The following is a 25,946-nucleotide window of genomic DNA, read 5'->3' as shown; positions in this document are numbered from 1 at the left end:
CCTCGCCTCGGAACTTCGGAAAGAGGGCAGGGGAGAGGGGGCGGAAACGCGAGTTGCTCAACTACCTTTTTTCTCAGCCAACCTCGCCATCCGCCGTTCGCGAGCGATCAACATCAGCCACCAGAACTCGACGAACACGATCGCGCAGACGGCGATGATCACTGCTTTCAGCCCGGCGTATTTGCCGCCGTAGAGATACGCGCCAAATCCGAGAAACACGCCCCAGGCGATCAGGCCCAGCATGATCCAGTGGATCCACTGGCGGAGAAAGTTCGCGGGCTTCACTTCATTCATGGGAGTCATCTTTCGCCGCGGACCCGGCAGGTTCGATCGCGTCCGTATTCGCGCCGTAAAAAGCCGCAGCCGTCAGTCCTGTTCGCTCGCGCACGCGCTGCACGATGGCATCGACTTCGGCATCGCTCAGCGGAGTGACGTAACTTTCGGTCGGCTTGCGGGCCACCGTGTAAATCTGAATCAAACTCAACTTGCCGCCAGCCGTCGTAACTTCATTCAGCCGATCGCAAAAGGCTTCGATCTCCGCTGCCGGCGGCGGCTCACCAGCCACGCGCATGAACAGCGACTGAATCACGAGCGGTCGCACTCGCGCTGCCGCAGTAATGTTCTGCAGGATCTGCTCAAAGTGAATCGTCGTCCGATCGATCTTTTTAAAATACTCGGCCGTTCCCGCTTCCAGCTTGGCCCAAATCTCGCCGTTGTTTTGATCGAGCAGTTCGAGCCCGCGCTGCACATGCGGGCGATGAAACATGCTGGCATTGGTGATCAGCACCAGCTTCACCTGCGGCAGATTGTGCTTGCGTTTTAGCGCGGCGACTTGTTCGATGATGTCGGCAAAATTGCGATGCGTCGTCGGTTCGCCATCACCTGAGAAAGCAATGTCATTCAGCCGGCGCAGCTGCGGCGGCGTGTGGCGAAACTTTTCCGTTTCATACAGTTCGCCGCTGGTGACGAGCGACAGAAAATAGTCGAGCTCGCTCAGCAGTTGCGGCAGTTCAACGAACTGCGTATCGCTCGTCGTGGTCCGATCGACCTGGCAATAAATGCAGTCGAAGTTGCAAACCTTGTCGGGGTTAAGGTTCACCCCCAGCGAAATCCCGCCGCTCCGGCGGCTCAGCACGGGATAGACGAACTTGCTCGACGCGAAGTGACGTTGGTGCTGCGTGTGTAAGACGTCGAGGGTCATGTTTGTGTCTTACTCCCTCTCCTCGGTACGCCGGGGAGAGGGGCGGGGTGAGGGGCTGAAGCGGAGTTGACTCCAGTCGCAGCCCAGCCCCTCACCCTAACCCTCTCACCGGAATACCGAGGAGAGGGAACAAGAAAATTAAAGCTTCTTCAACTGCGAAAACTCATCCAGCGTCACGGTCGTCAATTCGCCCCCTTCGCGTTCGATCACCAGCACGTCGCTGAAGACCTTATCGTCGGTGTTGCGGCGGAAGTGCAAGCTATGGCGGCGGCGTTCCTTACGCACGACCTTGCCGATCGTGGTGGTGTGCCACTTGCGAAAGCCGACCTTCACTTCGTGGTCGCACTGCACCCGGTCCCCGGGCTGCAACTCGGCAAACAACTCCAGCATTTCGGCTTGCGACATGGGCTCTTCCCGCGACACGGATTTCCTGAACGACGGACCTATTATACCGGCCAGCCGCTAGGTCCGGGAGGGCGTTCCGGCCGCGTTTTGCCCGGCTCAAGCCGCGGTTCGCTGCAGATACGTCTTCGCCGAATCAGCCATCGTCACCAAGGCCGCCCCCATCATGATGGCATCCTTGATCACCAGTCGACCGGCGCCACTCAGATACGGAAAACCATGCTGGGCGTCACCGAGAGCCGGCACCCAGCATTCGGGCGTCGTGATCAAGAATGAGAGGGTGACAAACGACATGGTGAAGACCAAAAAGCTTCCAACTGCCGCTACTTGTGGCAGCCATGGGTTCGTGCCGATCAGCAAGCCATAGATCACGATGACCGAGCCCAAGCCGTAAGCAAACACGTACGTGCCATTCTGTTCGTGCCACTCCCGATTGGCGGGCACGAGAGCCCCCTCCGGATTCTTGTGCGATTTGTAATTCGCCGGATCTTTCAACAAGAAGCTCATGAACGGGCTGTTGGCGACGAAAGGGATAATGCCGTCGGCTTCGTAGCGAAAAGCTTTCAAACCACCGATCCAAAGCAGTACCACCATCAAGCCGATGCGGGTGACGGTCAGGCCGATGCGATCGAGACGGGCGGCAGCTTCGAAAATGCGGCGAATGAACATGGGAGATTTCCTTTGTCTTCGGTGGTTCTGTTTGACAAAGGAAGTATCGGCGCGGCCCCGTCATTCGCGAATGGACGGAGGGGCGAATCTCATGGACAAATTGCTCCCGCCGCGAATTTCCGTCTCAAACTCCCGAAAGAACTTCGGCGAGACGCCCGTTTCCTGCTTGAACAATCGGCTGAAATAAAACTCGTCCTTAAAGCCGGTCTCGCGCGCGATTTCCTTTACCGGCCGCAGGGTGTGAAGCAGCTGCCATTTGGCATGCGTCAATAATCGCTCGCGAATCAAATCGGTCAACGTCTTGCCAAGCTGCTCGCTCACGCACCGGCCAAGAGTTTTCGGCGTGACGTGCAACAGCTCGGCGTAATCCTTGGGCGTATGCAACGTGCAGTAATGTTGCTCGATCAACTCGCGCAGCTGCGCAATCAGCGGATGCCGAAAACCGCGATCGTCAGGAGAACAAGCGAGCGACTGCTGCGTCTTCTGCCGCGTAGCGGCAATCAGCAAGAGCTTTAGCAACGACAAGGATGCGTCTTCATAGGCGGTCGCTTGCTCTCGCTGTTCCTGAGCGAGTTGCCGGAGCAAGTCAGCAACCTGCGGACGAGCGGTTTCGTTCAAAGCAACCAACGGCGGACCATACAAATCGTTGAACAGCGCGCCACTGCAACCGGTCTCGGCATGAAAGGTTTCGACGCAGAGAAAATTAGCGTGAAACTGAATCTCCGTCGCCTCCCACGCACTCCGTGCAGCAAACTTCAGTTGCTGATAAGGGACGAAGAACAGCAACTGACCAGCGGCAAACTCATAACTGCCAGAACTGACGGCGAACTTTCCTTCGCCGCCTTCGATCGACCAGATGCGAAAGCAATTGGTCCGCGGCGGTTCAAAATTCCGCTCACGAACCGAATGCTGCTGAATCGAAATGGCAGGCGCGCCGCTGCGCGGATCAAACCAGTGCGGCGCGGAATTTAATTTCGCTTTCGTCATCCAGCCATTCTACTGCACCAGCTGTTCGTTCTCTTCGGCTGCATGGACGGTAATCTGGCCGGCGTCCTCGAGCTTCCGCACAACGTCGACAATCTGTTGCTGCACGGCTTCCACTTCAGAGAGCTTTTTCGCGCCCAGGTATTCGATTTCTTCCTTGAGCGTTTGAGCAGCGCGCGTGGACAGGTTGCCGAGGACTTTTTGTTTGAGCTCGGGGCTGGCACCCTTGAGGGCCATAGCCCATTGCGAAGTTTCGACGTTCTTGAGGACCGATTGAATGTCCTTGTCGGTGAGCTTGCCGATGTCGTCGAAGACAAACATCAAGCGGCGGATCTCATCGACGAGCTCGGGATCTTCTTGCGAGAGGCTTTCGAGGAGCGAACGTTCGGTCGCGCGATCGGTAACGTTCAAGATCTCGGCCACGCTATTTACGCCGCCCGCTTTTTCGAACGATTGATTCATCAAGTTCGCCATTCGGCTCTCGAGGCCGCGTTCGACTTCGGAGATCACTTCCGGATTTGTTTGCCCCATGTGGGCAATGCGGCGAATGACTGACAGCTGCCGTTCGGCGGGCAAGCCTTTGAGAATTTCCGCGCCATACGCGCTCGGCAGGTGCGAGAGGATAAGGGCGATGGTCTGTGGATGCTCGTCCATGATGAACGTGAGCAAGTTCTGCGGGTCGACTTTTTTCAGAAAGCCGAACGGTAATGACTGAATTGACTGACGCACATTTTCGAGCGTCTTGCCGGCCTGGTCGCCGAGGGCTTTGGAGACGAGCTGCGAAGCAAACTCGAGACCGCCGCCGGCCACACCGAGCGCGGCGGGGTTCACGCCGGCAAATTCTTGAATGACGGTTTCCTGCTCGGTCCCCGACAGTCTGCCGAGCTTGGCGATTTCGATCGAGACCACTTCGACTTGCTTGGGCGTGAGCTTGGCGAGGAGCGCAGCGGCGTCTTCCTCGGGGAGACTCATCAGCAGAACAGCAGCTTTTCGCAGATCGGACATTTTGATCTATCCCAACAATTCGGCTCGCAAACCGGGCGCAGGCGCGGAGTATCGTTGGCCGCAACGAAACGGTCTAGGGCAAAATTGCTAGCAACGGCCAATTCAAGTGCAGTGGGCGAATCCAGTGGCGTCCGCTATTCTCCTGCTACTTTCTACGCACTCCTCTCTACTTTCCTTTCCCTGGGATGGCTGGAGAAAAAGGAGGGTAGAGAGGGGTGAGTAGAAAGTAGATTTTTGTAGGGAAGTATGGAAACTTCATTACACCGCCAACTGAAAGCTCTTTACGCCGGCGAGCACGCCGCGAGTGAGCAAGAGTCGCGGAAGTTCGCGGGCTATCGAATCGATGTCGTTCGTGGCGACGAACTCGTCGAGATTCAGCACGGCTCGCTCGGCGCCATTCGGAACAAAGTGGCCAAGCTGCTGGAAAAGCATCCGGTCCGCGTGGTGAAGCCGCTGATCGCCCGCAAGACGCTGATCAAACTCGAAGGCGAGGACGGCGGCGAAATCAGCCGGCGACTCAGCCCCAAGCGCGCGACCGTTCTCGATCTGTTTCACGAGCTGGTTTATTTCGGCTCGGTCTTTCCGCACCCGCGGCTGACGCTTGAAGTGCCGCTCGTCACCGTCGAAGAACGCCGTATTCCCGGCCACGGCAAGCGGCGTCGCTGGCGGCGAGACGATCACGTCACCTACGACCTGAGCATGGTCGACGTCGTCAGCACGCATATCTTTCAAACCAACGGCGACCTGCTCGCGCTCTTGCCAAACGATCTGCCGCAACCATTTCACACGGGCGATCTCGCTCAGGCAATGCAGATTCAACGCTGGATCGCGCAGCGAATTGCTTACTGCTTGCGTAAGACCGGCGGCGCAAACATGGTCGGCAAAATCGGTAATGCGCTGACGTATGAACTGGTGCGGTCACCGCTGCCGCGCAAGGTTCGCAAGACCAGGACTCGCAAGTCAAAAGCTTCTTAGTCCGCAAAGTTCCACTCGGCTGGCAGTTCTGCCCCGCAGACCTCACAATGCAGCCAATGATCTTTCACGACGTTCGTCGCGCGGCAACTGGGGCAACGTCGGAAGATGAGCGCATTCGTGAAGTTCTGCGGATGCTGGATGCCGGTGCTTTGCAGGGCGTGTTGGACTGCGAACCAAGAGGCAGGTTCAGGACAAAAGCCGGTGGATTGGTTCGAGATTTCGGTGATCACCAGCGGTTGGCCATGCTTGTTCAGTGCGAGCGTCAATTCTCCTGCCGAATTCACCGGCTCACCTCGCGCACAGGCGATGTGCTCGCTGTGGCGATCAGCGACTAGGATTGCAGCCCCCTGAACGACAAAGGTGACGGTCAGCGAATCCGCCGAGCCTGCGTTGTGCCGTCCCGGTTTGAAGGACGGAAAGTATTGTCGCCAGAGTTGCAGCGCGCTCGCAGCCGAACCGAGCGACTGGCGGGGCGACTCCGCCGTTGCGAGGCGGGCGAGATCGGCGGGCCCGACATAGTAATACAACCGCAGCCGCTCGGCGATTTTTGCGACGTGGGGCCGATTGGATTTTCGCGCCGCGTCGATCAACGAGCGCGGACTTCCCGGCATCCCCAACACGCGCGCCATCAGGCAACCGCCCATGGACGGATTCGGGTCGTTGTTGCCGAGGGAATATAGTTCGTTCGCCAACTCCGGCGTCAAAGTCGGGCGCGATTTCACGAAGTCGCAGAAGGCACCCCAGCGATAGTGCTCGGTGTTGCGATCGTCGCTTTCTTCCCAAACAGTTTTGATGCGGGCGAGGATTTCGTCATTGACTACGCCCGCTGCAAACCAAGCAGGCGTAAAGCCGAGTTGTTCCGCAAATGGATCCATGCGGACATTGTACTGGTGGTTAAAAAAAAACGCTCGCGACCGAAATCGCGAGCGTCTTAGGTTTTTCTAACTGGAACGTCCATTCATCGACCGCGGAGCGGATCGACGACTAGGCCTTGGCTCGGGTGCGTGACTCACGCAGACCGCGGCTGAGGATGTCGCGGAGCAGCGGCGAGTAATCTTCGTAGCGGGCCGTTTCGGGCGAACCGGCCGCGTATTGGAAGATGGCGTCGCGCGGCTTTTTGCCGAGGGCAATCAAGGTCGAGCTGACCGTGCCGCGTTCCTTGCCTGCCACCACCATGCCGGGCCGATCAGGGCTGGCTGGGGGACGGGCAAAGGCTTTGCTGGCAACCGCCAGGAACTTCACCGCCGAGTCGAGCGTCTGAAGAGTGAGGAGCCGGCGAGCGAGCTTTTGGCGTTCGTCGCGCGGATCGTTCACATCGTAGCTCGAGATGATGTTCAGACCTTCTTGCAGTTCATCCACTTCCGGGTCTTCACTACCGTGTACCACCCAGCCAGATTCGGCGTCGGCGATGACAAAGTTGACCCCTTCGTATTTACCGGAGAGAAGTTCTTCCATCGCGAGGTCGACAGCCTGACGGGCCGAGTTCACGCGGAGAAGTTCTTTGCAGAGCAGGCCGCGGGAGCGCGGGCCTAAGGTGGCAAGAGCCTTCGGTCGGTTGCAAGCACCGACAAACAGGCCGTTCTGATTCACACCCAGCCACGTGCCACCGTGACGAGCGTCTACGCCCGACAACACTCGCGGCTTGCCGGGCTGAATTGCCGGGACCAGCGAGGGTCGGTCGTATGCTTCCTCTCGGTTCGCGGCGACCAAAATGGGCGCCTCCGGTACCGAGCGGTATTGAATAGCGAGCAGACACATAAGTCTTTATCCATATGTGGGTTGCGTTTCCCAGTGACCATTCCACGTCGGGCTACTGGTTCCGTTTCCGTCGTTGCTAATGTAACGGCTCACGGATCAAAAGGACACCCTCTAACGGGTGATGATCGAGAAAAGATTCACAACCGGGCAAATCGGCGGTGAACACCTCAAGGCGAGAGAGGAAGGGCTTCGCTAGGCAGCTCCAGTCTAGTGTAAGGCTATTTACGTCAATCACTTGCAGCGATCGAATCACGACGGCTGATGACGCTTAGGGTGGGAAGTTCGGCACGACAAACTGTCCTTCAGCGTGGTTTACATTCCATTTAGAAAGACATGGGTAAGTGCAATTGGGTTCTGGGAAACTTAGTCAAATGGCGAACTGATTCGACAAGTTTCCCACCGCCCTGAATCCGGAACTCGGGGTACCCCGAATTGACGCCAGCGTGGCTCACGTCAAATTTAGGGCTGCAAATTTACCCAACCGAACTCTGCTTATTCTACGCAGCACCTCTCCCTTGAGTTGAAGGATTTTCCATGGCTGACTTCTCTGCGGCAAACCCTGTCAAAATTGCGATCGTCGGCGCAGGGGCCGTGAGCGACTACCACCACGTCCCTGGCATTCGGATCGATCCGCGCGCCAAACTCGTTGCCGTTTGCGACGCCAGCACCGAGCTCCTTGAGAAACGGAAGAAGGACTGGGGCATCGAAAAAGTAACCACCGACTTCGAAGCCCTCTGCGCCGATCCGGGCGTCGATGCCATCATCATTGCCACGCCGAACGATACTCACCGGGCGATCACCCTGGCTGCGGCCAAGCATGGCAAGCATGTGATGTGCGAAAAGCCGCTGGGCCTCACCGCCCAGGAAGTGCGCGACATGTATCATGCCTGCCGCGACGCCAAAGTAGTACACATGACGGCGTTCACTTATCGCTTCGCTCCCTCGATGCGGTACATGAAGCATCTCGCCGCCAGCGGCAAGCTCGGCGAACTCCGGCACTTTCGTAGCCAACGATTTCTCGACTGGCCGGAAACGAGTTGGGGCTGGCGGCAATACAAAGCTCGCGCCGGCGCTGGCGATCTCTTCGATATGACGATCCACCGCATCGACTTCGCCCTCGACCTGCTCGGCCCGGTGAAGACGCTCAGCGGCGCCGTTGCTCGCTTTGTCCCTCGCACCAAGACCGTCGATGGCAAAGACTGTGCGCCGTCGGAAGTCGATGACTGGTCGTGCATCCTCGGCGAATTCGCCAGCGGCGCGACCGGCGTGTGGGAAGGGACGACGCTCGCCAAGGGCTACGGCTTCAAGGGCTTCGGCCACGAATGGGCCGAAATCAACGGCAGCGAGTACTCCGTCGTTTATCGCCTCCACATGCCGAACCAACTGATGATGGGCAAAACCGGCCAGGACCTGGCTCCCGTCGATGTCCCCGCCGAGTTCCTCGTTCCCGCCGGCAGCCCGCGCAAGGCGAACGAAGGGGAACCGGCCACGGTCTTCCGCTACGACCTCGTCTGGGAATTCGTCGACGCCATCGTCAACAAGCGCGAAGCCGTCCCGAGCTTCTACGACGGCTTAGCCGCTCAGGTCATCGCCGATGCCACGCTGCAATCGCACGCCGAACGCCGGTGGATCGATATCCCAAACGAACCTCGCTAAGAAGAATCCCCATGCCAAGCTACGAAGCCAACCATCTCTCCGTAGCCTATCGCAGCCACAACGAAGATCGGTGCGCGATCATTCATGATGAATCGCGAACAGTTATCGTCGTCGCCGACGGGGCAGGGGGGAGTGGCAGTGGTGAGCGGGCCGCAGAGCGTGTGATCGCAGAGGTGCGCGAGCACTATCGCCAGCTCACCACGTCGGCCGATTGGGACCAGCTGCTCACGCAGATCGATTATCGACTCGGCGCCGGCGAATCCACAGCAGTTGTCGTCGACATTCGACAGGACGGCATCTGCGGAGCCAGCGTCGGCGACAGCGTGGCCTGGCTATGGCAAGACGATGAACTGCGCGAGCTAACGCAGGACCAAATCCGCAAACCGTTGCTGGGAAGTGGTGAAGCCCAGCCGCAAGGCTTTGAGCATTCATCACTCGATGGCATGCTGATTGTCGCGAGTGATGGTTTGGGTAACTATCTGAAACGAGACGTGCTGACTCGAACGATTTCGCAGGCCGATTTCTACGAGATCCCGCGCCGGCTGATCGAGCTCGTGCGACTTCCCTCGGGCGAATATTGGGACGATACGACGGTTGTCGTTTGTCGATTGCAACCCCGCCGTCGGTCGCGGCAGCGCTATGAGATTGAGTAAGTCACTCGATCGTAGGACGGCGATCAAATCCCTTCCACACGCACTCGGTGCCAGCCGTTGTAGAGATAGCCTTTGAGATTCCACTGGCCTTGCTCGGCGGGGGAACTTTCGAGGCCGTTGATCAACGGCCGAACGCGGGCGAGGAGCGTTTGTTTGCCGGGGAGGATGTTCACGGCTGCGCCCCACAGCCGCCAGCTCATGCTGTTGATCGGGCTGCTGATTTCGGCGAAGGTCCAGGTGCGGCCGTTGTTCGCTGAGACTTCCACGGCAGCGATGCCGCCTTTGACGACGCCTTGCGGCAGGGCATAGCCGCGGATGTATTGAAACCCAGGCTTCAATTTCGCGCCGTTCGCCAGGCCGATCGCCACGTTGAATGGAAACTCATAAATCGGATTGGCCTTGGCCGCTTCTTCTTTGTCGTCGGTCTGAATAACTTTGTACGCCTCGGCCAAGTAGTGATTGGGCGAAGGCTTATCGCTGACGATGATCTTGGCGAGCCATTTCACGCTGCGAGCACCGATGTAACCCGGCACGATGAGCCGCAGCGGAGCCCCATGCTCAGGTGTTAGCGGCTTGTCGTTCATCGTGTGCGTGAGGAGCGACGGCAGGTTGTCGCCGTTCTTAGCGAGGGCCTTTTCGAGCGGAATCGAGCCGCCGAAGGGAGCTTCGCTGCCATCCTTTTCCTTGATCGGGTCGAGCCCTTCGAGCCAGATGTGCTTCGCGCCGGGTTGCAGTTCTGCCGCGGCGAGCACTTCAGACAGGAGAGCGCCCATCCAGTTGGCATGGCCGATCGCGCCGGCGTCCCACTGCACGCCGGCGACCTTTTTGATCGCGCTCAGTTCCTGCCGACGATTGCCGGCGCAGGTCAACGTCGCGCCGATCTTGTGCGTATCAAACTTGTCCTTGAGCTCGGCGACGCTGAACTCAAGTTCGCGATTGACCAGGCCCGAGATCTTCACGCGAAAAGAATCGGCATCGACCTTTGGCACCGCACCGTGGCTGCGCACATAGAACTGCTCGACCGGCGTGACATACGACTTCACGAGCTCGGCCATCTCCGGCTCGGCGTTGAAGGGGGCTTCCTGCCGCACGATGAGTGGCGGCGGGGGCTCGGCAGGTTTCTTCTCTTGAGCGAGAAGATTGCTGCCCAGATAAGCAGCCGAACCAACCGCCGCGGCTTGCGCGAGCCAACGGCGACGAGTGGACTTCGAGGCGATTGCCGTATCAACGATGTCAGTCATGGAGCGATCTCGGCGCTGGTGTGATGAACAGTGACGAACCGGAGACAGCTCGTCAGTTTACACCGAGAGTCAATCAGAAGCGCAACGCCCTCGCGTAAGACGGACCATCGGTCCGCCTCAAGAAGCAGTTACCACGCCAAACTGCCGCAGTGGCAGTTCCAGGTCGGACCAGTGGTCCGCCCTACTCCATCTACCGCGGCGCGTGCGTATCGGAATAGAACCGAGCCCGAACGGCTTCGGGATATTGATTCATAAATTCCCGCGGCCGGCCACCGACCACTTCGGGACCCATGTCGCGATCGGAGTAAGGGTCGTGCACGCTGGCCCGCACCCGCTGTTCCATGCTCGGACCGGGGTGAAAAAAGTTCCACTTCGAGGCAGCCCAGCGGTTCCCCGCGCAGCCGACGCTCGGCAGCAGCAACACGGCAAGCAACATCAACACATAAGGCCAACGCATGTTTCGTTCCTTCATTCAGTGCCAGGCGGGCGGCGGATTATAGGGAACCACCGAATTCCACCCAAGGCAGATTGGAAGTCGTCGCTGATAGCATCGGCCCCGCTGGCGCGGGGCCTTGAATGCATCGCCAGAATTCAGCCTGGGTAAGTGCCGGCAGTACGCAACCACCCCGAAATCAGTTCGCCCAACTCGCCCTTGCCACGCTCGAAACCGCTGTTCAGATGCTGAGCCCAGCAGCCCCGCAAGCCCCCCCCTTCAGAGGATCTCAACATTGCAAGCAATACCGATTTTGAAATCTCGCAGCCCTTTGCAGCATAAGGAGTTGCGCGATTTGAGGACCAAAATCGTATTGCACTTTATTGCATGAATCGCGCGGCCATCACCATTGGAAAGTGAACTACTCACACGACCTGTTCACCGTCAGTCGAATACCGTCGCAAGAAATAGCCAATCAACACCTGCCGCCAACCGTCAGGCGTTTTTCCAACAACCAAGCTGCCAAAGAGCGACTGCAATAATATTCATTTGTCCACTATTTGTCAAGGCGGTGGTGGTCGACAAAGTGGACCTGTTTTCGATTGGCATGGGAAGTGCCTAATAAATCTGCTGAACCTCTGTCTCATTCGGCCACGCTTTCGGCCGCACCATTCGATCAACTTGCTCCAGTGGCCAGAAAAATCGATCGACCAAAGCCCCACGATAGCCATAGTGGCCCGAGCCAGAGTTGAGTCCCCAATATGGAATCCCTTTGGGGTTCGGCTCGACCAGCGCCAGATAGCTCCCCACGTACAGCGCCGGCAGGAGTAGCACGATGGTGACGACCAGGGATGCGCGAGATTCGCGTTTCATGGTCAAAGCGACTCCCCGCGCGCTTTCAATCGCAGAAGAAATTCGTCCCAGCTCAGCTCCCTTGCCGCGCGCCTTGCCATCGTACCATCTGGGTCATACAGCAAACTAAGCAATTCTGCGTCGCACTTGGCGAACCACTCGCGCCAGCGCGCTGCGTCCGTCCCGAAATCCTCGCCGGTGAGCTTCACAAGAAAAGCACGCTCGTCTTCGGCATTGATAGGCCCCCACTCAGGAGTTGGCCATGTGCTTGGATCGTCGAATTCCCCAGCAATAATTGCGATGGCTAATTCGTGCGGAGAGGTTCGCATCGTCTACTCCCGCTCTCTGGCAGCTGCGGCAGCTCGTGGACTAGGAACGTTTGGCCGGTGAGGAATTGGGGGTTCATGTCACGACACCCTACCAAACTTGACGAGCCCGGGCGAAGCAATTTAACCGTTTTTCGCAGGTCCATTTAATCGACCATTACCGTCAAGGCCAGCGCTCTCCCATTCAACGCAGAACGTGGTCGCAGTGCAGCACAGCCTGGCTGACGCCGCGGGTTAGGAAGGGAGGGCCGAAATCAAAACAGTCGCCGAACCGCTCGGCGAAAGATTGGTCGCCACACTCGCCGGCACGAGGATCGTTTGGCCACGCTTCAACGGAGCACCCGCTGCATCACCTTCGATCGCAACTTCCCCCTCAAGCACGCAAATCAAATAGCACCGGCCATCGCCACCGATCGCTTGGGGTTGCGACAGCTGCCAGCGCGAGAGCTCGAATTTGTCGCAACGGACCAACTCTTCTTTGCGAACGCCAGATTCCTCCACCACCCGAGGCCGTTGCGGATTGACCGGCCCGATTTGATAATCGATGGCATCCAGGCTTTGCTGAATGTGAAGCGGCCGTTCCTTACCGTCGGCGCCAACACGCTTCCAATCATACAGGCGAAAGGTCGTGTCGCTGGCTTGCTGGATTTCGGCAATGACGATGCCCGCGCCGAGCGCGTGCACGACGCCGGCGGGAATGAAAATGCAATCGCCGACTTTGGGTTCGATCTTGTGCAGACACAGTTCACTCGTACCGCGAATCACTTCGCGTTCGAGCGCAGGTCGATCGAAGCCGCGCTTCAGTCCGGCATAGACCACGCTCCCGGGTTCGGCATGCAGCACGACCCAGGCTTCGGTCTTGCCCAGGTCGGGCGGCGTGAGTTTCGCACCACCGGCATCATCGGGATGCACCTGCACGCTGAGTACTTTTTGCGCATCCAGCAGTTTAAAGAGCAGCGGAAAGCGTGCCTGCGGCGAACCCGGCTGCGGAGCATGCCGGCCCAGCAGTTCCGCGCCGCGCTCGGTCACCAGTTGGTGCAGCGTGGTTCCCGCCAGCGGTCCCGCCGCCACCACACTTTGCCCCGAGGCATGGTCGGCGACTTCCCAGCTCTCGGCATAGTCGTCGCCGGGCGGAAGCTGCTTTCCCAGCACGTCGGCCAGTCGTCGTCCGCCCCACAAATAACGCTTGTAAAGAGGCTCAAAACGAAAAGGATATAGAGGAGTCATCGACTTAACTTCCTATCCGAAAATGCCCCATTCATAAAGTTACCGCGACCACTGGGCTTGCCCCAGTGGAGCGCTCACTGGCAGACTACCTTGCCCTCACAAGTAGCTGAGCAGTGATCGCCCCACCGGCACAAGGCCGGTGGTCGCGAACTTACTAATCGGGTGGCTCTTTTCGGCAGTTGTGACAATTTGTTCGGCCAAGTATTATAGAAAATCGATTCGGCGGGGGATGCCCAGGTGCTTCACCCGCCAATCAACCGACGGAGCAGTTCCGTCGCCGTCCTTCGGGACGAAGTTCTCCCGCCTGTGGTCGTGCGTGCTGCGATGAGCACGCCAGCGATGCACCGCGGCGACCTTCCCGCCGGATTTTGGACCGGACTTGGGGAAGGCTCGACCCATCCATTTCGCCGCACACCTTCCACTCACCACAGCGCCCACCATTCGGAGCCGACCATGGCCAAGCAGCCTCAAGATGATCTGTTCGAAGGAGGCAGCATGTCCTTCGGGGAACACCTCGAAGAACTGCGCGTCTGTCTGTTTCGGTCGCTCTTCGGCGTGGTCATTGGCTGCTTAATCGGTTTGTATGCAGCCGAGCGCGTGGTCCGATTTTTCGAACAGCCGCTCGAAACCGCCCTCACCGAACATTACCTGGCGCGGGCGCTGGTCGATGTCGCTGGCGACTTCAATGGCAATGTGCCCTATGAATACGAGCAGACAATCCTGCAAGGCAAGCTCGTTCCGGAAAAGGTAAATGTCGAACCCGCCCAAATCGCCAGCGCACTGCGACTGTCGTATCCAGGGCTCCTCGGCGATTCGCCGTTGTCTCCCAGCGCTTTCATCCGCGATGACTTTGCCGCGGAAGGAAAAGACATCGCGTTTGCCACGCTACTCAGCGGCCAGGAGAAGAAAACAACTCCCTCGCCAGCGCGGCGCGTATGGCAAATGCTCAGCGACGACGATCACGCGGCCATCCAAAAAATCGCGGAAGCCAAAGCCGAGAAGCTGGCCGATGTGAAACTCACGGCCATCTTCAACGAGTTGCTGGCCAAGCCCGAGTTGCATCAGTCGGCCGAGTTCGCCGCGCTCTCGGGCACCAACCACGCAGCCGTCGTCGCGCTACGCGAGCAGTTGAAGAAGGGGCCCGACGCAGAAGCCACGCGCCGCCTCAACAAAATGCTCGTCACCGAAGCCTTCAACAGTTACCTCCGCACGCCGCGCGTCAACCTCGTGCAGTTCTACAACTGGAAACCGGTGAAAGTCCGCTTTCAGGTCCTCAACGCTCAAGAAGCGTTCATGATCTACCTCAAAGCCGCAATGATCACCGGCGTTGTGATCGCCGCGCCTTGGATCTTTTATCAGGTCTGGATCTTCGTCGCCGCCGGTTTGTATCCGCACGAGAAGAACCAGGTGTTCATTTATCTGCCGATCAGTTTGTTGCTCTTCTTCGCCGGCGCGTCGCTCGCCTTCGGCTTTGTGTTTCAGCCGGTGTTGAACTTCCTGTTCCAATTCAATCAAGGCTTGAATGCCGAGTTCGATCCCCGCATCGGCGAGTGGTTGAGCTTTGTGCTCATCCTGCCGCTCGGTTTCGGCATCAGCTTTCAGTTGCCGCTGGTGATGCTCTTCATCAACCGCATCGGTCTGGTGAGCGTCGAGCTATATCTGCAGCAATGGCGAATGGCGATTCTCATTATCTTCGTCGTGGCGATGGTCCTCACGCCCGCCGATCCGGTGAGCATGCTCCTCATGGCCATCCCGTTGTGCGGACTTTATGTTTTGGGCATTGCGATGTGCTTGTGGATGCCGCGCAATCGCAATCCGTTTAATCAGATGTATGAACCAAGTGCGTAATTGGAACGTTCATGAAGAACTTTGATTTCCCCAATTTTGTCCTCGAAACTCCGGAAGATTGGTTCGACGTCACTGCCGACCTCGACCCGGGCTCGCCGCCGACGTTCATGGCCGATGACGGCCTCGGCGAACTGCAAGTGAGCATCGAAAAGATCCCCGGCGGCAAGGGCGTGCAATTCACCCCTGAACAACTCCGCGGCATGCTCAACGAGTTTGCCAAGGGGCACGACCTGGGCTCGCCGAACAACTTGTCCTCGGCCGAAACGCCGCGGTCGCTGCTCGCTGCCAACTTTGTGTGGAACGACGATTTTCTGCGCGTGTGGTATGTCTCCGAACCCGATCAACTCGCGTTCATTACCTACACCTGCGAAAAAAACGCGACCTTCGCCAACGAACTGCAGATAGTAGAAACCATCATTCGCTCGCTCCGCTTCAAATAGCCCTATTGTCGACCCATTGTCGACTTTCGCTCCGCGAAAGTTAAACGGACGCGATCAACCAACACCGCAGGAACGAGCCCTGCGAAGTTCCGGCTTCGGCGCGCACCCGCCACGCCTCATGCGTCTTCAAAAAGACACACCCGCTCGCGGGAGCGAAAGCCGACAATCTGCTACAGTGCCGCTACTGTAACCCGCAACTCTCTCTAGCGAGCCGCCCATGAATGCCCGCACGCTCAAGGACAAACTCCTCCGTGGCGACACCGTCTACGGCACGATGATTCAGCACGCGACGAATCCCGGCATCGTCGATCTCATTCCACCGAACTCGCTCGACTTCGTCATTTGCACGGCAGAGCACAACGCGCTCGACCTCGCCGATTTTCTGCCGCTGCGATACGCCCTCGCGGCGAAAGGAATTGCCTGCCTCGCGCGCACACACAGTCGCGAGCCCGACGATGTCTCGAAAGTCTGCGACAGTTTCGACGGCGTGGTGGTGCCTTATGTCGAAGACGTCGAACATGCCAAGCGGCTCGCGGCAGCCGCGGTCTATCGGCCTTTGAAAGGCGTCGCGCTCGAGCGTGTGCTCAAAGAAAACAAATGGCCGAGCGAGAAGACGAAGAAGTATTGCTTCGAGGAGCGCTGCGCCGACACGCTGTTCATCCCGATGATCGAATCGGTGCAAGCCGTGGAAAATCTCGAAGCCATCTGCTCCATCCCCGGCGTGAACGCGCTGTTCGTCGGCCCGAACGACATGACCACGAACATGGGAATTCCCAATGAGTATGACCATCCCGATTTCATCAAAATAATGCAGCGCATCATCGACACCGGCGCCCGTCATCACATCGCCGCCGGCAGTTGGTTCGGCAAAGTGGAACAGCAACAGCGGACACTCAAACAGGGCGCCCGCCTGGTCGTCTACGCCAGCGAATCGGCGATGATGCACGACGCGATGGCCGAAGCCTTCGGCAAAATGCGGCGCGGCTAATTGAGTCAACAAGTAGGACGGACCATTGGTCCGTGCCAGAAGCAGGTACCAAGCCCACTTCTTCATTCCAACTGCCAAAGCGCAACTCTCGCTGCTCGGGACGGACCAATCGTCCGTCCTACTTACAGCGGGCCCGAGGCGGGCGCGTCGAAGACAAACTTGCTGATGAACGGGCAGTTGCCGGGCCGGTGTTCGTGCTGCAGCACCCACATGCTAACCTGGCCGAACGTGCCGTGGCCGCCGCCGGGACGCAGGTCTTCGTCGTTGATGCCGAAGTGATCGACCAGCAGAAAGCTGAGCGTGGCCCGCCAGCGGCGGGTGTCGGCGTTCGCGTCAAATTCCTTCAGCGAAACGAAGCCACCCTTCATGCCGCCGATCACGGCCTTCAGATTCATTTCCTCTGCCGTGAAGGGAAACGACGGCAATTCGAATTGAACCGACTTTTTGGCAACGGCCAAGTCGTGATAATCGCACACCTTGCGAGTGCGAATGCCCGCCTGCAGCACGTTGGAAATCTGCGACTCCAAATCCTGCAGCTGCCTCTTGAATGAATCCGACGCCACCAGGGCCTGAGTAATCTTATCGTTGGGAGGGAAGAACTTGTCTTGAACTGCCTGGTTATTGAAGAAGCGGTTGGCCATGTCGAGCCCCAGGCCGCGACCCGCGCCACCCAGTTCGATCTTCATCGCGAGTTGCAACTCGCTCGCTTCCATCGTGCGCGCTTTGAGCAACAATCCTTGCGCGAGCAGCGGCAGCGGCTTCGTCAGGTTGATCGGTTCACGCCGCGTGTTGTCGAGATCGTCTTCGTTGCGGTTGTGATCCTGCCGCGAGATGGGAAACGAGTCTTTCTCATTAAAGACGACCACCTGAAACGGCCCGAAGGGATCGAGCGGCGGAATCGGCAGATCGTTCGGCGGAATCTCTCTTCCTTTCTGGCGAACGAGCGCGGTGTCGAGAGCTTTGATCGTCCTTCTGCCGACAATGTTGTCGGGAGTCGTCTGCCGCAATTCGGTATTGAGAATCATCGGCGGCCCGAGCTTGAACTGCCGCACCACTTCGGCGGTCTTCGGGCCATATTCCTCGTTGGCTTCTTCGAGGCCGAACTTGGGACTCGACATCAGTCGTCGCAGCGCTTTCTGGATGAGCGCGATGTGCGGGCCGCGATTGTTCACGCCACGCCGATTGGGCGGTTCGTCGGCGACAATGTGCGCGCTGTCTTTAATTTCGCAAGCCTTGAGCGAGTCACTGTTTTTGAACAGATCCGATTCCAAAGTCATGGCAGGTCCTAGCAGCCGAGAGAAAACCAGAGCAGCGAATCAACGGGCAGGCTCGCCGATGGGGTGAAGATAAGGGCCCGGCGAGAAGATTACAATTCTGAGAACATGAAAGCGATCCTTCACAGCATCGAACCACACACGACGCGCGGCGATTGGCAATCGTTTGTCGACAACCCTAGTGTTGACCCGTGGGATGCTCACGGCTCGTTTACCTTGAGAATTGGCTCCGAGGGCTCACTAGGCGCCGACCTTTTTGACGTGAATGTGTCGACATCAGCTGCAGCCGGTCGGGCTCGTGGCAAGGCTCGCTATTTCCGCGGCATCCTCGTCGAACAGTTCACTGCAGAAGTCGTCGAGCGCACGCTTCGCGAGTACGTCGAGGGACTCAAAGGCAACGATTGGCAGCAGATCCTCGATCAACTGCGTAAGGTAATGCACTGGGAATACGAAGGCATGTACCCACCGCACTAAACTACGAAACCACCATGGCTAACGAACTCACTTATCCCATGCTTCCTTGTGGCGATATCGACGAAGCGATCGCCTTCTACGAAGCGTTGGGTTTTAAAAAGACCTACCGCCAGCTGCGGCCAAATCCTTGCGCAGTCATTCAGCGCGAGGACTGGCAAATGCATTTGTTCGGCATGCCCAATTTCAATCCCGCCGATTCGTACGGCAGTGTGATCGTCGTCGTTCCTGATCCAGATGCCTTGTATCAGGCATTCGTCGCCGGCCTGCGTGCCAAGTTCGGCAAGTTGCCTGCTGCCGGCATTCCACGCATCCTGCGGCCGCGAAAAAAGTTCGGCACGGTGTCCGGCTTCAGCGTGGTCGACGTCGGCGGCAACTGGCTGCGGATCTACAAACTAGGAGCAACCGACGAGGCAGCGGAGGCTGAAGAGTCGAGCGAAGTCGACGGCCTGACGCATTTCATCAACGTCGCCGCCCGCCTGGCAGATGCCGCTGGCGATGAGAAAAAAGCGATTCGAACATTGGAATCGGGACTGAAAAAATATCCGGCTGCCGAGCCGATGGAGATCGCTCGCGCGCTGCTTTATCACGCCGAACTGGCCGTGCGATTGAACCGAAAAAAGGTCGCCGAGGAATCGCTGGAGAGAGTTGTCGGGTTGAAATTGAGTAAGTCAGAACGGAAATGTCTGGCCGAGGAAATTAAGCACGTGGAGACGTTAATCAGCGAGGCCTAGCATCGGACTTTCGCCCAGCACGGTTGCAGATGATAATAGTCACCCATGTGGCCACAATCCGAACCAACGCAAGAACTTCTCGCCGGCGCTAAGCAGGGCGATTCCGCTGCCGTGAATAACCTGATGGACCGCCATCGGGATTCGCTGCGGCGGATGGTGCAGATGCGCCTCGATCACAAGGTGCAGCGGCGCGTCGACGTGAGCGACGTCGTGCAGGATGTGCTCGTCGAAGCCAATCGTCGGCTGCAGGATTACATCGCCAATCCGGTGATGCCGTTCCATCTGTGGCTGCGGCAGATCGCCCAGGACCGCATCATCGATGCCCATCGCCGGCACCGCGGTTCGGCCAAGCGGAGCGTCGACAGAGAACAGCCGATGCTCGTCGCCGGCGCCGACGATCACAGCACGATGCAACTCGCCGCGCAGCTGTGCGATCCGCAGATGACGCCCGGCGCGGCGGCCACCCAAAAAGAAATGGTGCAAGCCGTGGAACTGGCGATCACCAAGCTCGACGACGTCGACTGCGAAATCATCATCATGCGGCACTTCGAGCAGCTCTCGAATCAGGAAATCGCGCAGGCCCTCGGCCTGACCGAACCTGCGGCAAGCATGCGGTACCTGCGGGCGATCAAACGACTGCGAGCGCTGCTGAATGAGGGAGCTGATTCTTCCTAGTAGCTGAGTTCGCCAGAATTCAGACGCACTGGTTAAACGCAACCATCTGAATTCTGGCGAATTCAGCTACTTTGCCATTCGCTTCCCTGGCTTACGCCGCGGGCTGTGACCATCCACAATGATTCAACCTTCTCCCGATGCCGCGAGTCAGCACGAAGAGCAACTCGCTCTGCTCGTCAGCGATCTCGCAGATCGGGCGCAGCGGGGCGAGCACGTCAATCTCGAAGAGCAGTGCCGTAGCCATCCGCAGTTTGCTGCCGATCTGCGCGAGCTGTGGGGCGCGATCATGGTCGCGCAGGTCGCCGGCAAGAGCAGCAGCATCGCCGATACGTTGCCGCCAGTCACCAGTGATACCGCGAGTGGTTCGCTCGAACTGCCGATGCATCTCGGCGACTATGTTTTGCAAGAAGAACTAGGCCGCGGCGGCATGGGCGTGGTCTTTCGCGCGCGGCAAGAGAGCCTCGGCCGCGAAGTCGCCATCAAGATGATCCTCCGGGGCGAACTTGCCCGGCAAGCCGAACGCGAACGCTTTCAAGCCGAAGCCCAGGCCGCCGCCAAGCTTGATCATCCGGGCATCGTGCCGGTGTACGAAGTGGGCGAGATCAACGGTCGGCCCTACTTCAGCATGAAGTTCATTCGCGGCACCACGCTCGCGCAGCGACTCGCCGAAGGACCAATGCCTTCACGCGAAGCAGCCAAACTGCTCGTGACCGTGGCGCGGGCTATTCATTTCGCGCATGAAAAGGGCGTGCTCCATCGCGACCTGAAACCCTCGAACATTCTGATCGATGAGCAAGGCCAACCGCACGTCACCGACTTCGGCCTGGCCAAACAAATCAGCGATGAACCGAGCCTGACCAAGACGGGCGCAATCCTCGGCACACCGGCCTACATGGCGCCCGAACAAGCGGCCGGCAACCGCGGCCAGGTCGGCCCGCAAAGTGATGTCTATAGCCTCGGCGTGGTCCTTTATCACATGCTCACCGGCCGGCCGCCCTTTCAAGGAGCGTCGCCGGTCGAGACGGTGTTGATGGTGCTCGAGCAGGATCCGGTGCCGCCGCGGATGCTCAATCAGCACGCCGATCGCGATCTGGAAATGATCTGCCTCCGCTGCCTGCAAAAGCCCACCGATCTGCGTTATGCAACCGCAGCCGGCCTCGCGCGCGATCTCGACGCGTTCCTCAACGACGAAAGCATCAGCGCCCGCAGCGGGCGATTTGCGCAGGTCCTTGCTGGCTGGATGCGCGAAACGCACAACGCCGCCGTGCTCGAAAACTGGGGCCTGCTCTGGATGTGGCACAGCCTGGTGCTGTTCTCCGTTTGCAGCCTGACGAACGTGCTGTTCTTGTGGGGCTATCGCAAGCCGGAAGATCGCTTGATTTACTTTCTGCTGTGGACCGCGGGCCTCGGCACGTGGGCAGCGGTCTTCTGGGCGCTGCGTCGCCGCATGGGACCGGTGACGTTCGTCGAACGGCAAATCGCGCACGTGTGGGCCGGCAGCATGATCAGCATCGGCTTGCTCTTTCCGCTGGAGTACTGGCTGGGCCTCGGCGTGCTCGAACTCTCGCCCATGCTCGGCATCATCAATGGCATGGCGTTTCTGATCAAAGCGGGCATGCTCACCGGCGCGTTCTACGTGCAAGCCTTTGCCCTCTTCGCCACCGCAGCCGCCATGGCTTACTTCCCCGACTACGGGCACTTCATCTTCGGCGTGGTCGCCGCGGCGTGCTTCTTCTTTCCGGGGCTGAAGTACTACCGCCAACGGCTGCGCGCGATTCTGGCGGCGATTCGGAAGGGCAAGATCGGCGAAGCAACTAATTCTTTTCCCGCTTGAAAATCATCGTGCCCGCTTTGGCGCCTTTCAATGCGGCGGGGCGAGGATCTTTTTCTTGCGCGGCAAGCGCCAGTTTGAGACTATCCTTATCGACTTGATAGATGCCCAGCACCTTCTGTTTACTGATCGGGTTGATGATATCAAGGGTCTTGGGATTCGCCTTAGAATTCAGGGCAAGTTCTCCATGCACGTTCAGGTTCGCACCATACATCAGGCCGAATCTGCCGCGATGAAAAATCGCCAGCCATTCGGGACGCGGATCTGGCATCACCATCCCCATGTGTTCAATCGAAACACATAGCCAAACACCCTCCAGCGACGCTAGATCCGCCAGCCACTGGCGATCGGCTGCGGAAAGTTTGTCAGGCGTCAGCTGAAGTTCTTTGCCGTCCTTCTCCCGTTTCAGGACGACCTTCATGGCGTCGTACTCCAACAATTCTGCCGAGACTTCAAAGCTCCCATCGGCAGACTTCCAGCTGCGGTAGAACGGCTGACCGGGAGCCAGCGGTGGATCGGGTTGACTGGCTTGCGTTAACCTAACCGAATCGGGTCTTAGGTGCGATGGAAGCGCATACACCGTTTCTGGCGGGCCGCGAAAATTAGTTCGCTTACACTCGACGTAACCGACGGGGAAGTCTGCCGACCTTGGCTCGATTCTAATAATTTCCAGCAGCGTCCCCGATTTCAATCGTTCAAATTGCTCTTCGCGAATTTGAAGCATCTTGACCACATCAATCTTGTTGTTGTCCCAATCGTTGATCCGCTGCTTATCTTTCGTGACACTCAGCCATTCGACGTGATATCGCTCTCCTGGTTTGACCTCGATTGGTTTAACTTCATTCGGCTTGGCCTGTTGCCCCACCGCCGTGCACAAGAAAACCGACGCCAGCAACAAGGCCGCACAGCAACTTCGCATGGCAGGTCTCCAACTTATTCGTTTGTCGATTATCAACGCGCAGAGCGCGTTCAACGTTTTGTGGCACAGAGCAAACCGCAAGCCGGCAACGACCCATTCAGGGGGACGGCAAGTGCGGAGAGTATAGTCCGCGCGCGTAACGGTCGTCAAATTAGAGATGGGTCGGTGACCGATCGAAGCCCAAGGTCTGCTGCCAACACTTTGACTCAAAGGTTGCTGCCTTGGTTGAGACAGCTGTGGCTAGCCTTTCTGCTTGCGAGTCTGCTCACCAACCAAGACAAACACTGCCCTTGACCCTTTCTGCGGCTCGTCGTAACTTACAGAGACACCCTGCGTAACAGCAGTATTGACCTCTGGTGTAACGGTAGCACGAATGATTCTGGATCATTTAGTCATGGTTCAAATCCATGGAGGTCAACTGGCGACGAGTTTAGCTCGTCGCTTTTTTTGTTCCTTGACGCGTGTTCGCGCGTCAGGCCCTTGCGCTCGCTAGCGGCAGCGTAACGAGGAACGTAGCGCCCGCTCCCGGCGACGAGTCTAGCTGCACTGTTCCTCCGTGAGCGGTGACGATTTCCCGCACGATGCTGAGCCCGATTCCAGAGCTAACTTCGGCGCCGTGTGTTCGGGATCGATCGACGCGATAGAAACGGTCGAACAGTTGGGCGTGGTGCTCGGCGGCGATTCCCGGGCCGTTGTCGCGCACACGCAGGGTGGCTTGGTTGCCGTTGGCACTCACGTCGATCCAGACTTCGCCCTGCGGCACGTTGTGTTTGATGGCGTTGCTCAGCAGATTGGCAGCGACTTGCCTCAGCTGCTGAAAATCGCCTTGGACCAGCGCGGCCGTGGCGTGCACGTGCAACTGCACGCCCCGTTCTTTCACCAGCAGGGCCAGTTCGTCGGCTGATTCGCGTACGGCTTGCGACAGATCGACGATTTCTGTTCGCGCGCCTGGCTGACCAGCATCGGCCTTGGCCAGCAGCATCAGATTGTCGACCAGGCTCTTCATTTGCCGGGCCGTACGCTGGCAGGTTTGCAGCGCCTGCTGATAGTCGGCCGTCGATCGTTCGCGGGCCAAGGTTTGTTCGGCCTGCGCGAGGATGATGGTGATCGGCGTGCGAAGTTCGTGCGCTGCATCGGCCGTAAATTGTGACTGCCGCGCGAAAGCTGCGTGCAACTTAGCCAGCATCCGATTCAGCACGTCGGCGAGTGCAACCACTTCGAGCGTGCCGTGAGAAACTTCGATCCGCTGTTCGAGATTATTTTCAGAGATCGATTCGGCTCGACTCGCAATCGTCGCCACCGGTCGCGCGATCCAGCGGGAAAGTCCCCACGCGGCCACCGCTCCGGCAATCAGCCCCGTCGTGACGATGGCAGCGAATCTGGCCAGCATCCACCAAAACAAATCGAACTCTTTCGCCAGAGGCCGCCCAATCAACAGCTGCCCTTGCTCGGGTGTGGCGACCATGATTTCCAAATTTCGGCCGTAGGCTCGACTCACGTAAGGCCGCGGGCCGTGATCGGGGAGGTGCTGCGAGGTCGGCTCGATATTCGCCGGCAGATTTTTGGACTGAGCTACCAACTTGCCGTTGCTATCCCAGAGAGCGAAGTAGGCTTGATCGCGGGGCGCGGGGCCGAAGCGATGAAAGTAGGTGGGAGGAATCGACATCGATTCTCCCCGACCGTTGGCATCGCGAATCATCACTTGTGCCGCGCCCAGCAGATCGGCTTCCGCTTGCCGATAAGTCGTCCACAGCATCAACGCCGAGAACGCGATACCGCAGATCAGCATGCCAGCCGCGAGCAGTCCGAGGTGCGAAGCCAGCAACACGTTTCGCAGGCTGTAGGCTCGCGGCACTCGTGTCGCTTGCTGCGTTGGCGAGGCAGCTTTCTTAGGGGATGACATAACCTAATCCTCGCTTGGTCTGAATCAGATCGGCTCCAAGTTTCTTGCGCAGGTAGGAAACGTAAACATCGAGCACGTTCGAGGCGGCATCGTCGTTCTCGGCGAACAAGTGATCGTAGAGTTCCAAGCGGCTGATGACCTTGCCGCGATGCACGGCAAGATATTTCAGCAGGTTGAACTCGCGGGCAGTGAGCGAAACCAATTCGCCGGCTTGCCGGACTTCGCAGGAAGTCAGATCGATTTCGATATCGGCAATTTGCAGCGTCGATTTCGTTTGCCCCGCAGAGCGCCTGATGAGCGCTCGCACGCGAGCCAATAGTTCGGAGCGCTCAAACGGTTTGGGTAAATAGTCGTCGGCTCCCAGATCGAGACCGAGCACGCGATCGGAAACCGCGTCGCGAGCCGAGAGGACCAGCACCGGCGTGTGACGTGTCTCGCGCAGTTGCTCCAGCACTTCCCAGCCATCCAATTTGGGCAGCATGATATCGAGCAGCACGATGTCGTACGAAACCGTGCGAGCTCTCAGCAATCCCTCGGCGCCATCGGGGGCCGTATCCACACAGTAGCCATCGTCTTCCAGCATCTCCTGAATCAGGCGTCTCAAGTCGTTTTGATCTTCAATGACGAGGGCTCGCATCGTTATCTCCATCGCAGACCGGCAGCTCAAGCGAACTGCCGGTCGTGCACTTCGTTTCTACTCGTTACTTGCGTGACTCTTCGAGCAGAGCGCGAATGGCCCGCAGCTCGCGCAGCACTTCCACCATGGTCGCCTTGTCGCTGACGGCGTCGGCTCGATCATCGGCGGCCGTGATTTTGTCCGCATGCAGATGAACATCGCCAGCGGGCGTGACGTGCCGGCGACCTTCGATATGCACCTGCGAGCCAACGGGGAAATTGTCTTTCAGTCCTACGGCGCGGTGGGGAGGCATCTTCACCACGGTGCCGTTGGTGAGAACCAAGCCGTCGATTTCGCCCTTCGGATTTTTTTCATACCCCTTCACTTCGCCGTCGGCGGTCATCTCGCGCTCTTCGTTTTTTGGGCCTGGCGGCTTGGGCTTGCGCGGTGGTGCGATTTCAACGGCTTCGTCACCGACTTTGAATTTCTTCACTTCGAAAACCTCCTCGCCGCGCGGCGTCTTTTCCTTTTGTCCGTACACCACGATGCGTTTCCCTTCCTCCAGAATGCTGGCGAACTGCTGGGCGGCGTGCGGCGGAAAATGCAACCGCGTGCCGTCGTCGAGCATGGCTCCATCGACGTCGCGATGGTCGTTTCGCAGCAGTTTTTCGATCTTGCCCGAGCGTTCGTCGAGAGCCGACTTGCTGGCGGGTTCCTTGGCCGATTGCGCTTTCGCCGACGGCATTGCACCTTGCATGCCGATAATCGACGCCACCACGGCTGCAAACCAAATCAGGGAATGAGACATGACATTTTCTCCAATACGATAGTTCGAGTTGGCCGAGGCACAGCCGGCCGTCTTGAA

Annotated in this window: 28 protein-coding genes; 10 read left to right on the top strand and 18 right to left on the bottom strand. The window is 58.5% G+C overall.

The window, feature by feature from the left end; translation table 11 throughout:
• Positions 1–57: 57 nt before the first annotated feature.
• The 6 genes from M9Q49_RS04870 to fliG all read right to left on the bottom strand — a co-directional run bounded on the left by M9Q49_RS04870 (position 58) and on the right by fliG (position 4,261).
• Positions 58–294, bottom strand: coding sequence for a hypothetical protein (locus M9Q49_RS04870; RefSeq protein ID WP_254507538.1), 237 nt, complete (start codon positions 292–294; stop codon positions 58–60).
• Positions 287–1,201, bottom strand: coding sequence for a radical SAM protein (locus M9Q49_RS04865; RefSeq protein ID WP_254507537.1), 915 nt, complete (start codon positions 1,199–1,201; stop codon positions 287–289). Before M9Q49_RS04865 ends, M9Q49_RS04870 begins: the two co-directional genes overlap by 8 nt.
• Positions 1,202–1,339: 138 nt before the next feature.
• A complete protein-coding gene (locus M9Q49_RS04860) occupies positions 1,340–1,606 on the bottom strand; it encodes a hypothetical protein (protein WP_254507536.1) in 267 nt (88 codons plus the stop codon).
• A 96-nt stretch (positions 1,607–1,702) separates the two neighbouring features.
• Positions 1,703–2,272: a DUF417 family protein gene (locus tag M9Q49_RS04855; RefSeq protein WP_254507535.1), complete on the bottom strand. Its 570-nt coding sequence runs from the start codon at positions 2,270–2,272 to the stop codon at positions 1,703–1,705.
• Positions 2,273–2,332: 60 nt separating this feature from the next.
• Positions 2,333–3,259, bottom strand: coding sequence for an AraC family transcriptional regulator (locus tag M9Q49_RS04850; protein ID WP_254507534.1), 927 nt, complete (start codon positions 3,257–3,259; stop codon positions 2,333–2,335).
• Between the two features lie 9 nt (positions 3,260–3,268).
• Positions 3,269–4,261, bottom strand: coding sequence for a flagellar motor switch protein FliG (gene fliG / locus M9Q49_RS04845; protein ID WP_254507532.1), 993 nt, complete (start codon positions 4,259–4,261; stop codon positions 3,269–3,271).
• Between the two features lie 246 nt (positions 4,262–4,507).
• On the opposite strand from fliG, the gene M9Q49_RS04840 reads away from it, so the two are divergent.
• Complete coding sequence (locus M9Q49_RS04840) at positions 4,508–5,236, top strand: hypothetical protein (protein ID WP_254507531.1); 729 nt, start codon at positions 4,508–4,510, stop codon at positions 5,234–5,236.
• Here the strand turns inward: M9Q49_RS04840 and M9Q49_RS04835 are convergent.
• Both M9Q49_RS04835 and M9Q49_RS04830 read right to left on the bottom strand, forming a co-directional pair.
• Entirely contained in the window at positions 5,233–6,111 is an 879-nt protein-coding gene (locus tag M9Q49_RS04835; protein ID WP_254507530.1) for a hypothetical protein, read from the bottom strand. The two genes, M9Q49_RS04840 and M9Q49_RS04835, sit on opposite strands and share 4 nt — an antisense overlap.
• Positions 6,112–6,220: 109 nt before the next feature.
• A complete protein-coding gene (locus M9Q49_RS04830) occupies positions 6,221–6,994 on the bottom strand; it encodes an NRDE family protein (protein WP_254507528.1) in 774 nt (257 codons plus the stop codon).
• A 534-nt stretch (positions 6,995–7,528) separates the two neighbouring features.
• Here M9Q49_RS04830 and M9Q49_RS04825 point away from each other — a divergent pair.
• On the top strand, positions 7,529–8,650 hold the full coding sequence (locus M9Q49_RS04825) for a Gfo/Idh/MocA family protein (RefSeq protein WP_254507527.1): 1,122 nt from the start codon (positions 7,529–7,531) through the stop codon (positions 8,648–8,650).
• Positions 8,651–8,661: 11 nt separating this feature from the next.
• Positions 8,662–9,303 (top strand): protein phosphatase 2C domain-containing protein, encoded by a 642-nt coding sequence (locus M9Q49_RS04820; RefSeq protein WP_254507526.1) that lies wholly within the window; start codon positions 8,662–8,664, stop codon positions 9,301–9,303.
• Positions 9,304–9,326: 23 nt separating this feature from the next.
• Here M9Q49_RS04820 and M9Q49_RS04815 read toward each other — a convergent pair whose 3' ends face one another.
• The 5 genes from M9Q49_RS04815 to M9Q49_RS04795 form a co-directional block, all read right to left on the bottom strand.
• A complete protein-coding gene (locus tag M9Q49_RS04815) occupies positions 9,327–10,544 on the bottom strand; it encodes a molybdopterin-dependent oxidoreductase (RefSeq protein WP_254507524.1) in 1,218 nt (405 codons plus the stop codon).
• Positions 10,545–10,734: 190 nt separating this feature from the next.
• On the bottom strand, positions 10,735–11,001 hold the full coding sequence (locus tag M9Q49_RS04810; protein WP_254507523.1) for a hypothetical protein: 267 nt from the start codon (positions 10,999–11,001) through the stop codon (positions 10,735–10,737).
• Positions 11,002–11,595: 594 nt separating this feature from the next.
• Positions 11,596–11,850, bottom strand: a complete 255-nt coding sequence (locus M9Q49_RS04805; RefSeq protein WP_254507521.1) for a hypothetical protein — start codon at positions 11,848–11,850, stop codon at positions 11,596–11,598.
• Between the two features lie 2 nt (positions 11,851–11,852).
• Positions 11,853–12,158, bottom strand: coding sequence for a hypothetical protein (locus M9Q49_RS04800; RefSeq protein WP_254507520.1), 306 nt, complete (start codon positions 12,156–12,158; stop codon positions 11,853–11,855).
• A gap of 231 nt (positions 12,159–12,389) precedes the next feature.
• Positions 12,390–13,382, bottom strand: coding sequence for a type I phosphomannose isomerase catalytic subunit (locus M9Q49_RS04795; protein WP_254507519.1), 993 nt, complete (start codon positions 13,380–13,382; stop codon positions 12,390–12,392).
• A gap of 453 nt (positions 13,383–13,835) precedes the next feature.
• On the opposite strand from M9Q49_RS04795, the gene tatC reads away from it, so the two are divergent.
• The 3 genes from tatC (at position 13,836) to M9Q49_RS04780 (ending at position 16,658) form a co-directional block, all read left to right on the top strand.
• On the top strand, positions 13,836–15,230 hold the full coding sequence (tatC, locus tag M9Q49_RS04790; RefSeq protein WP_254507518.1) for a twin-arginine translocase subunit TatC: 1,395 nt from the start codon (positions 13,836–13,838) through the stop codon (positions 15,228–15,230).
• A gap of 11 nt (positions 15,231–15,241) precedes the next feature.
• Positions 15,242–15,670: a hypothetical protein gene (locus M9Q49_RS04785; RefSeq protein WP_254507517.1), complete on the top strand. Its 429-nt coding sequence runs from the start codon at positions 15,242–15,244 to the stop codon at positions 15,668–15,670.
• A gap of 217 nt (positions 15,671–15,887) precedes the next feature.
• Positions 15,888–16,658: an HpcH/HpaI aldolase family protein gene (locus M9Q49_RS04780; RefSeq protein WP_254507516.1), complete on the top strand. Its 771-nt coding sequence runs from the start codon at positions 15,888–15,890 to the stop codon at positions 16,656–16,658.
• Positions 16,659–16,780: 122 nt separating this feature from the next.
• On the opposite strand, the gene M9Q49_RS04775 is transcribed toward M9Q49_RS04780, so the two are convergent.
• On the bottom strand, positions 16,781–17,935 hold the full coding sequence (locus M9Q49_RS04775; RefSeq protein ID WP_254507515.1) for a peptidoglycan-binding domain-containing protein: 1,155 nt from the start codon (positions 17,933–17,935) through the stop codon (positions 16,781–16,783).
• Positions 17,936–18,040: 105 nt separating this feature from the next.
• On the opposite strand from M9Q49_RS04775, the gene M9Q49_RS04770 reads away from it, so the two are divergent.
• The 4 genes from M9Q49_RS04770 to M9Q49_RS04755 all read left to right on the top strand — a co-directional run bounded on the left by M9Q49_RS04770 (position 18,041) and on the right by M9Q49_RS04755 (position 21,646).
• On the top strand, positions 18,041–18,406 hold the full coding sequence (locus M9Q49_RS04770) for an Imm8 family immunity protein (protein WP_254507514.1): 366 nt from the start codon (positions 18,041–18,043) through the stop codon (positions 18,404–18,406).
• A 14-nt stretch (positions 18,407–18,420) separates the two neighbouring features.
• Entirely contained in the window at positions 18,421–19,137 is a 717-nt protein-coding gene (locus M9Q49_RS04765; protein ID WP_254507513.1) for a bleomycin resistance protein, read from the top strand.
• Positions 19,138–19,182: 45 nt separating this feature from the next.
• Entirely contained in the window at positions 19,183–19,812 is a 630-nt protein-coding gene (locus M9Q49_RS04760; RefSeq protein ID WP_254507512.1) for a sigma-70 family RNA polymerase sigma factor, read from the top strand.
• Positions 19,813–19,930: 118 nt separating this feature from the next.
• On the top strand, positions 19,931–21,646 hold the full coding sequence (locus M9Q49_RS04755; protein WP_254507511.1) for a serine/threonine-protein kinase: 1,716 nt from the start codon (positions 19,931–19,933) through the stop codon (positions 21,644–21,646).
• Here M9Q49_RS04755 and M9Q49_RS04750 read toward each other — a convergent pair.
• The 4 genes from M9Q49_RS04750 to M9Q49_RS04735 form a co-directional block, all read right to left on the bottom strand.
• Positions 21,627–22,562 (bottom strand): TIGR03067 domain-containing protein, encoded by a 936-nt coding sequence (locus M9Q49_RS04750; RefSeq protein ID WP_254507510.1) that lies wholly within the window; start codon positions 22,560–22,562, stop codon positions 21,627–21,629. The two genes, M9Q49_RS04755 and M9Q49_RS04750, sit on opposite strands and share 20 nt — an antisense overlap.
• 472 nt (positions 22,563–23,034) lie before the next feature.
• Positions 23,035–24,465, bottom strand: a complete 1,431-nt coding sequence (locus M9Q49_RS04745; RefSeq protein WP_254507509.1) for a sensor histidine kinase — start codon at positions 24,463–24,465, stop codon at positions 23,035–23,037.
• Positions 24,452–25,102: a response regulator transcription factor gene (locus M9Q49_RS04740; RefSeq protein WP_254507508.1), complete on the bottom strand. Its 651-nt coding sequence runs from the start codon at positions 25,100–25,102 to the stop codon at positions 24,452–24,454. Before M9Q49_RS04740 ends, M9Q49_RS04745 begins: the two co-directional genes overlap by 14 nt.
• Positions 25,103–25,166: 64 nt before the next feature.
• Positions 25,167–25,889 carry a hypothetical protein gene (locus M9Q49_RS04735; RefSeq protein ID WP_254507507.1) on the bottom strand — a complete coding sequence of 241 codons (723 nt, stop codon included), beginning with the start codon at positions 25,887–25,889 and terminating at the stop codon, positions 25,167–25,169.
• Between the last annotated feature and the right edge of the window lie 57 nt (positions 25,890–25,946).

This window comes from Anatilimnocola floriformis (assembly GCF_024256385.1).
GTDB classification, from domain to species: Bacteria; Planctomycetota; Planctomycetia; order Pirellulales; family Pirellulaceae; genus Anatilimnocola; species Anatilimnocola floriformis.
The sequence above is the reverse complement of the archived record's forward strand: the minus strand, read 5'-3'. Positions and strand labels throughout refer to the sequence as shown.

Bases quoted from the DNA above. Each gene is read 5' to 3' on its own strand.
- M9Q49_RS04775 (WP_254507515.1), bottom strand. From the start codon at position 17,935: ATGACTTTGGAATCGGATCTGTTCAAAAACAGTGACTCGCTCAAGGCT.
- M9Q49_RS04870 (WP_254507538.1), bottom strand. From the start codon at position 294: ATGAATGAAGTGAAGCCCGCGAACTTTCTCCGCCAGTGGATCCACTGG.
- tatC (WP_254507518.1), top strand. From the start codon at position 13,836: ATGGCCAAGCAGCCTCAAGATGATCTGTTCGAAGGAGGCAGCATGTCC.
- M9Q49_RS04825 (WP_254507527.1), top strand. From the start codon at position 7,529: ATGGCTGACTTCTCTGCGGCAAACCCTGTCAAAATTGCGATCGTCGGC.
- M9Q49_RS04850 (WP_254507534.1), bottom strand. From the start codon at position 3,259: ATGACGAAAGCGAAATTAAATTCCGCGCCGCACTGGTTTGATCCGCGC.
- M9Q49_RS04835 (WP_254507530.1), bottom strand. From the start codon at position 6,111: ATGGATCCATTTGCGGAACAACTCGGCTTTACGCCTGCTTGGTTTGCA.
- M9Q49_RS04795 (WP_254507519.1), bottom strand. From the start codon at position 13,382: ATGACTCCTCTATATCCTTTTCGTTTTGAGCCTCTTTACAAGCGTTAT.
- M9Q49_RS04815 (WP_254507524.1), bottom strand. From the start codon at position 10,544: ATGACTGACATCGTTGATACGGCAATCGCCTCGAAGTCCACTCGTCGC.
- M9Q49_RS04770 (WP_254507514.1), top strand. From the start codon at position 18,041: ATGAAAGCGATCCTTCACAGCATCGAACCACACACGACGCGCGGCGAT.
- M9Q49_RS04800 (WP_254507520.1), bottom strand. From the start codon at position 12,158: ATGCGAACCTCTCCGCACGAATTAGCCATCGCAATTATTGCTGGGGAA.
- M9Q49_RS04820 (WP_254507526.1), top strand. From the start codon at position 8,662: ATGCCAAGCTACGAAGCCAACCATCTCTCCGTAGCCTATCGCAGCCAC.
- M9Q49_RS04830 (WP_254507528.1), bottom strand. From the start codon at position 6,994: ATGTGTCTGCTCGCTATTCAATACCGCTCGGTACCGGAGGCGCCCATT.
- M9Q49_RS04735 (WP_254507507.1), bottom strand. From the start codon at position 25,889: ATGTCTCATTCCCTGATTTGGTTTGCAGCCGTGGTGGCGTCGATTATC.
- fliG (WP_254507532.1), bottom strand. From the start codon at position 4,261: ATGTCCGATCTGCGAAAAGCTGCTGTTCTGCTGATGAGTCTCCCCGAG.
- M9Q49_RS04855 (WP_254507535.1), bottom strand. From the start codon at position 2,272: ATGTTCATTCGCCGCATTTTCGAAGCTGCCGCCCGTCTCGATCGCATC.
- M9Q49_RS04840 (WP_254507531.1), top strand. From the start codon at position 4,508: ATGGAAACTTCATTACACCGCCAACTGAAAGCTCTTTACGCCGGCGAG.
- M9Q49_RS04740 (WP_254507508.1), bottom strand. From the start codon at position 25,102: ATGCGAGCCCTCGTCATTGAAGATCAAAACGACTTGAGACGCCTGATT.
- M9Q49_RS04760 (WP_254507512.1), top strand. From the start codon at position 19,183: ATGTGGCCACAATCCGAACCAACGCAAGAACTTCTCGCCGGCGCTAAG.
- M9Q49_RS04780 (WP_254507516.1), top strand. From the start codon at position 15,888: ATGAATGCCCGCACGCTCAAGGACAAACTCCTCCGTGGCGACACCGTC.
- M9Q49_RS04755 (WP_254507511.1), top strand. From the start codon at position 19,931: ATGATTCAACCTTCTCCCGATGCCGCGAGTCAGCACGAAGAGCAACTC.
- M9Q49_RS04810 (WP_254507523.1), bottom strand. From the start codon at position 11,001: ATGCGTTGGCCTTATGTGTTGATGTTGCTTGCCGTGTTGCTGCTGCCG.
- M9Q49_RS04765 (WP_254507513.1), top strand. From the start codon at position 18,421: ATGGCTAACGAACTCACTTATCCCATGCTTCCTTGTGGCGATATCGAC.
- M9Q49_RS04865 (WP_254507537.1), bottom strand. From the start codon at position 1,201: ATGACCCTCGACGTCTTACACACGCAGCACCAACGTCACTTCGCGTCG.
- M9Q49_RS04805 (WP_254507521.1), bottom strand. From the start codon at position 11,850: ATGAAACGCGAATCTCGCGCATCCCTGGTCGTCACCATCGTGCTACTC.
- M9Q49_RS04745 (WP_254507509.1), bottom strand. From the start codon at position 24,465: ATGTCATCCCCTAAGAAAGCTGCCTCGCCAACGCAGCAAGCGACACGA.
- M9Q49_RS04750 (WP_254507510.1), bottom strand. From the start codon at position 22,562: ATGCGAAGTTGCTGTGCGGCCTTGTTGCTGGCGTCGGTTTTCTTGTGC.
- M9Q49_RS04785 (WP_254507517.1), top strand. From the start codon at position 15,242: ATGAAGAACTTTGATTTCCCCAATTTTGTCCTCGAAACTCCGGAAGAT.
- M9Q49_RS04860 (WP_254507536.1), bottom strand. From the start codon at position 1,606: ATGTCGCAAGCCGAAATGCTGGAGTTGTTTGCCGAGTTGCAGCCCGGG.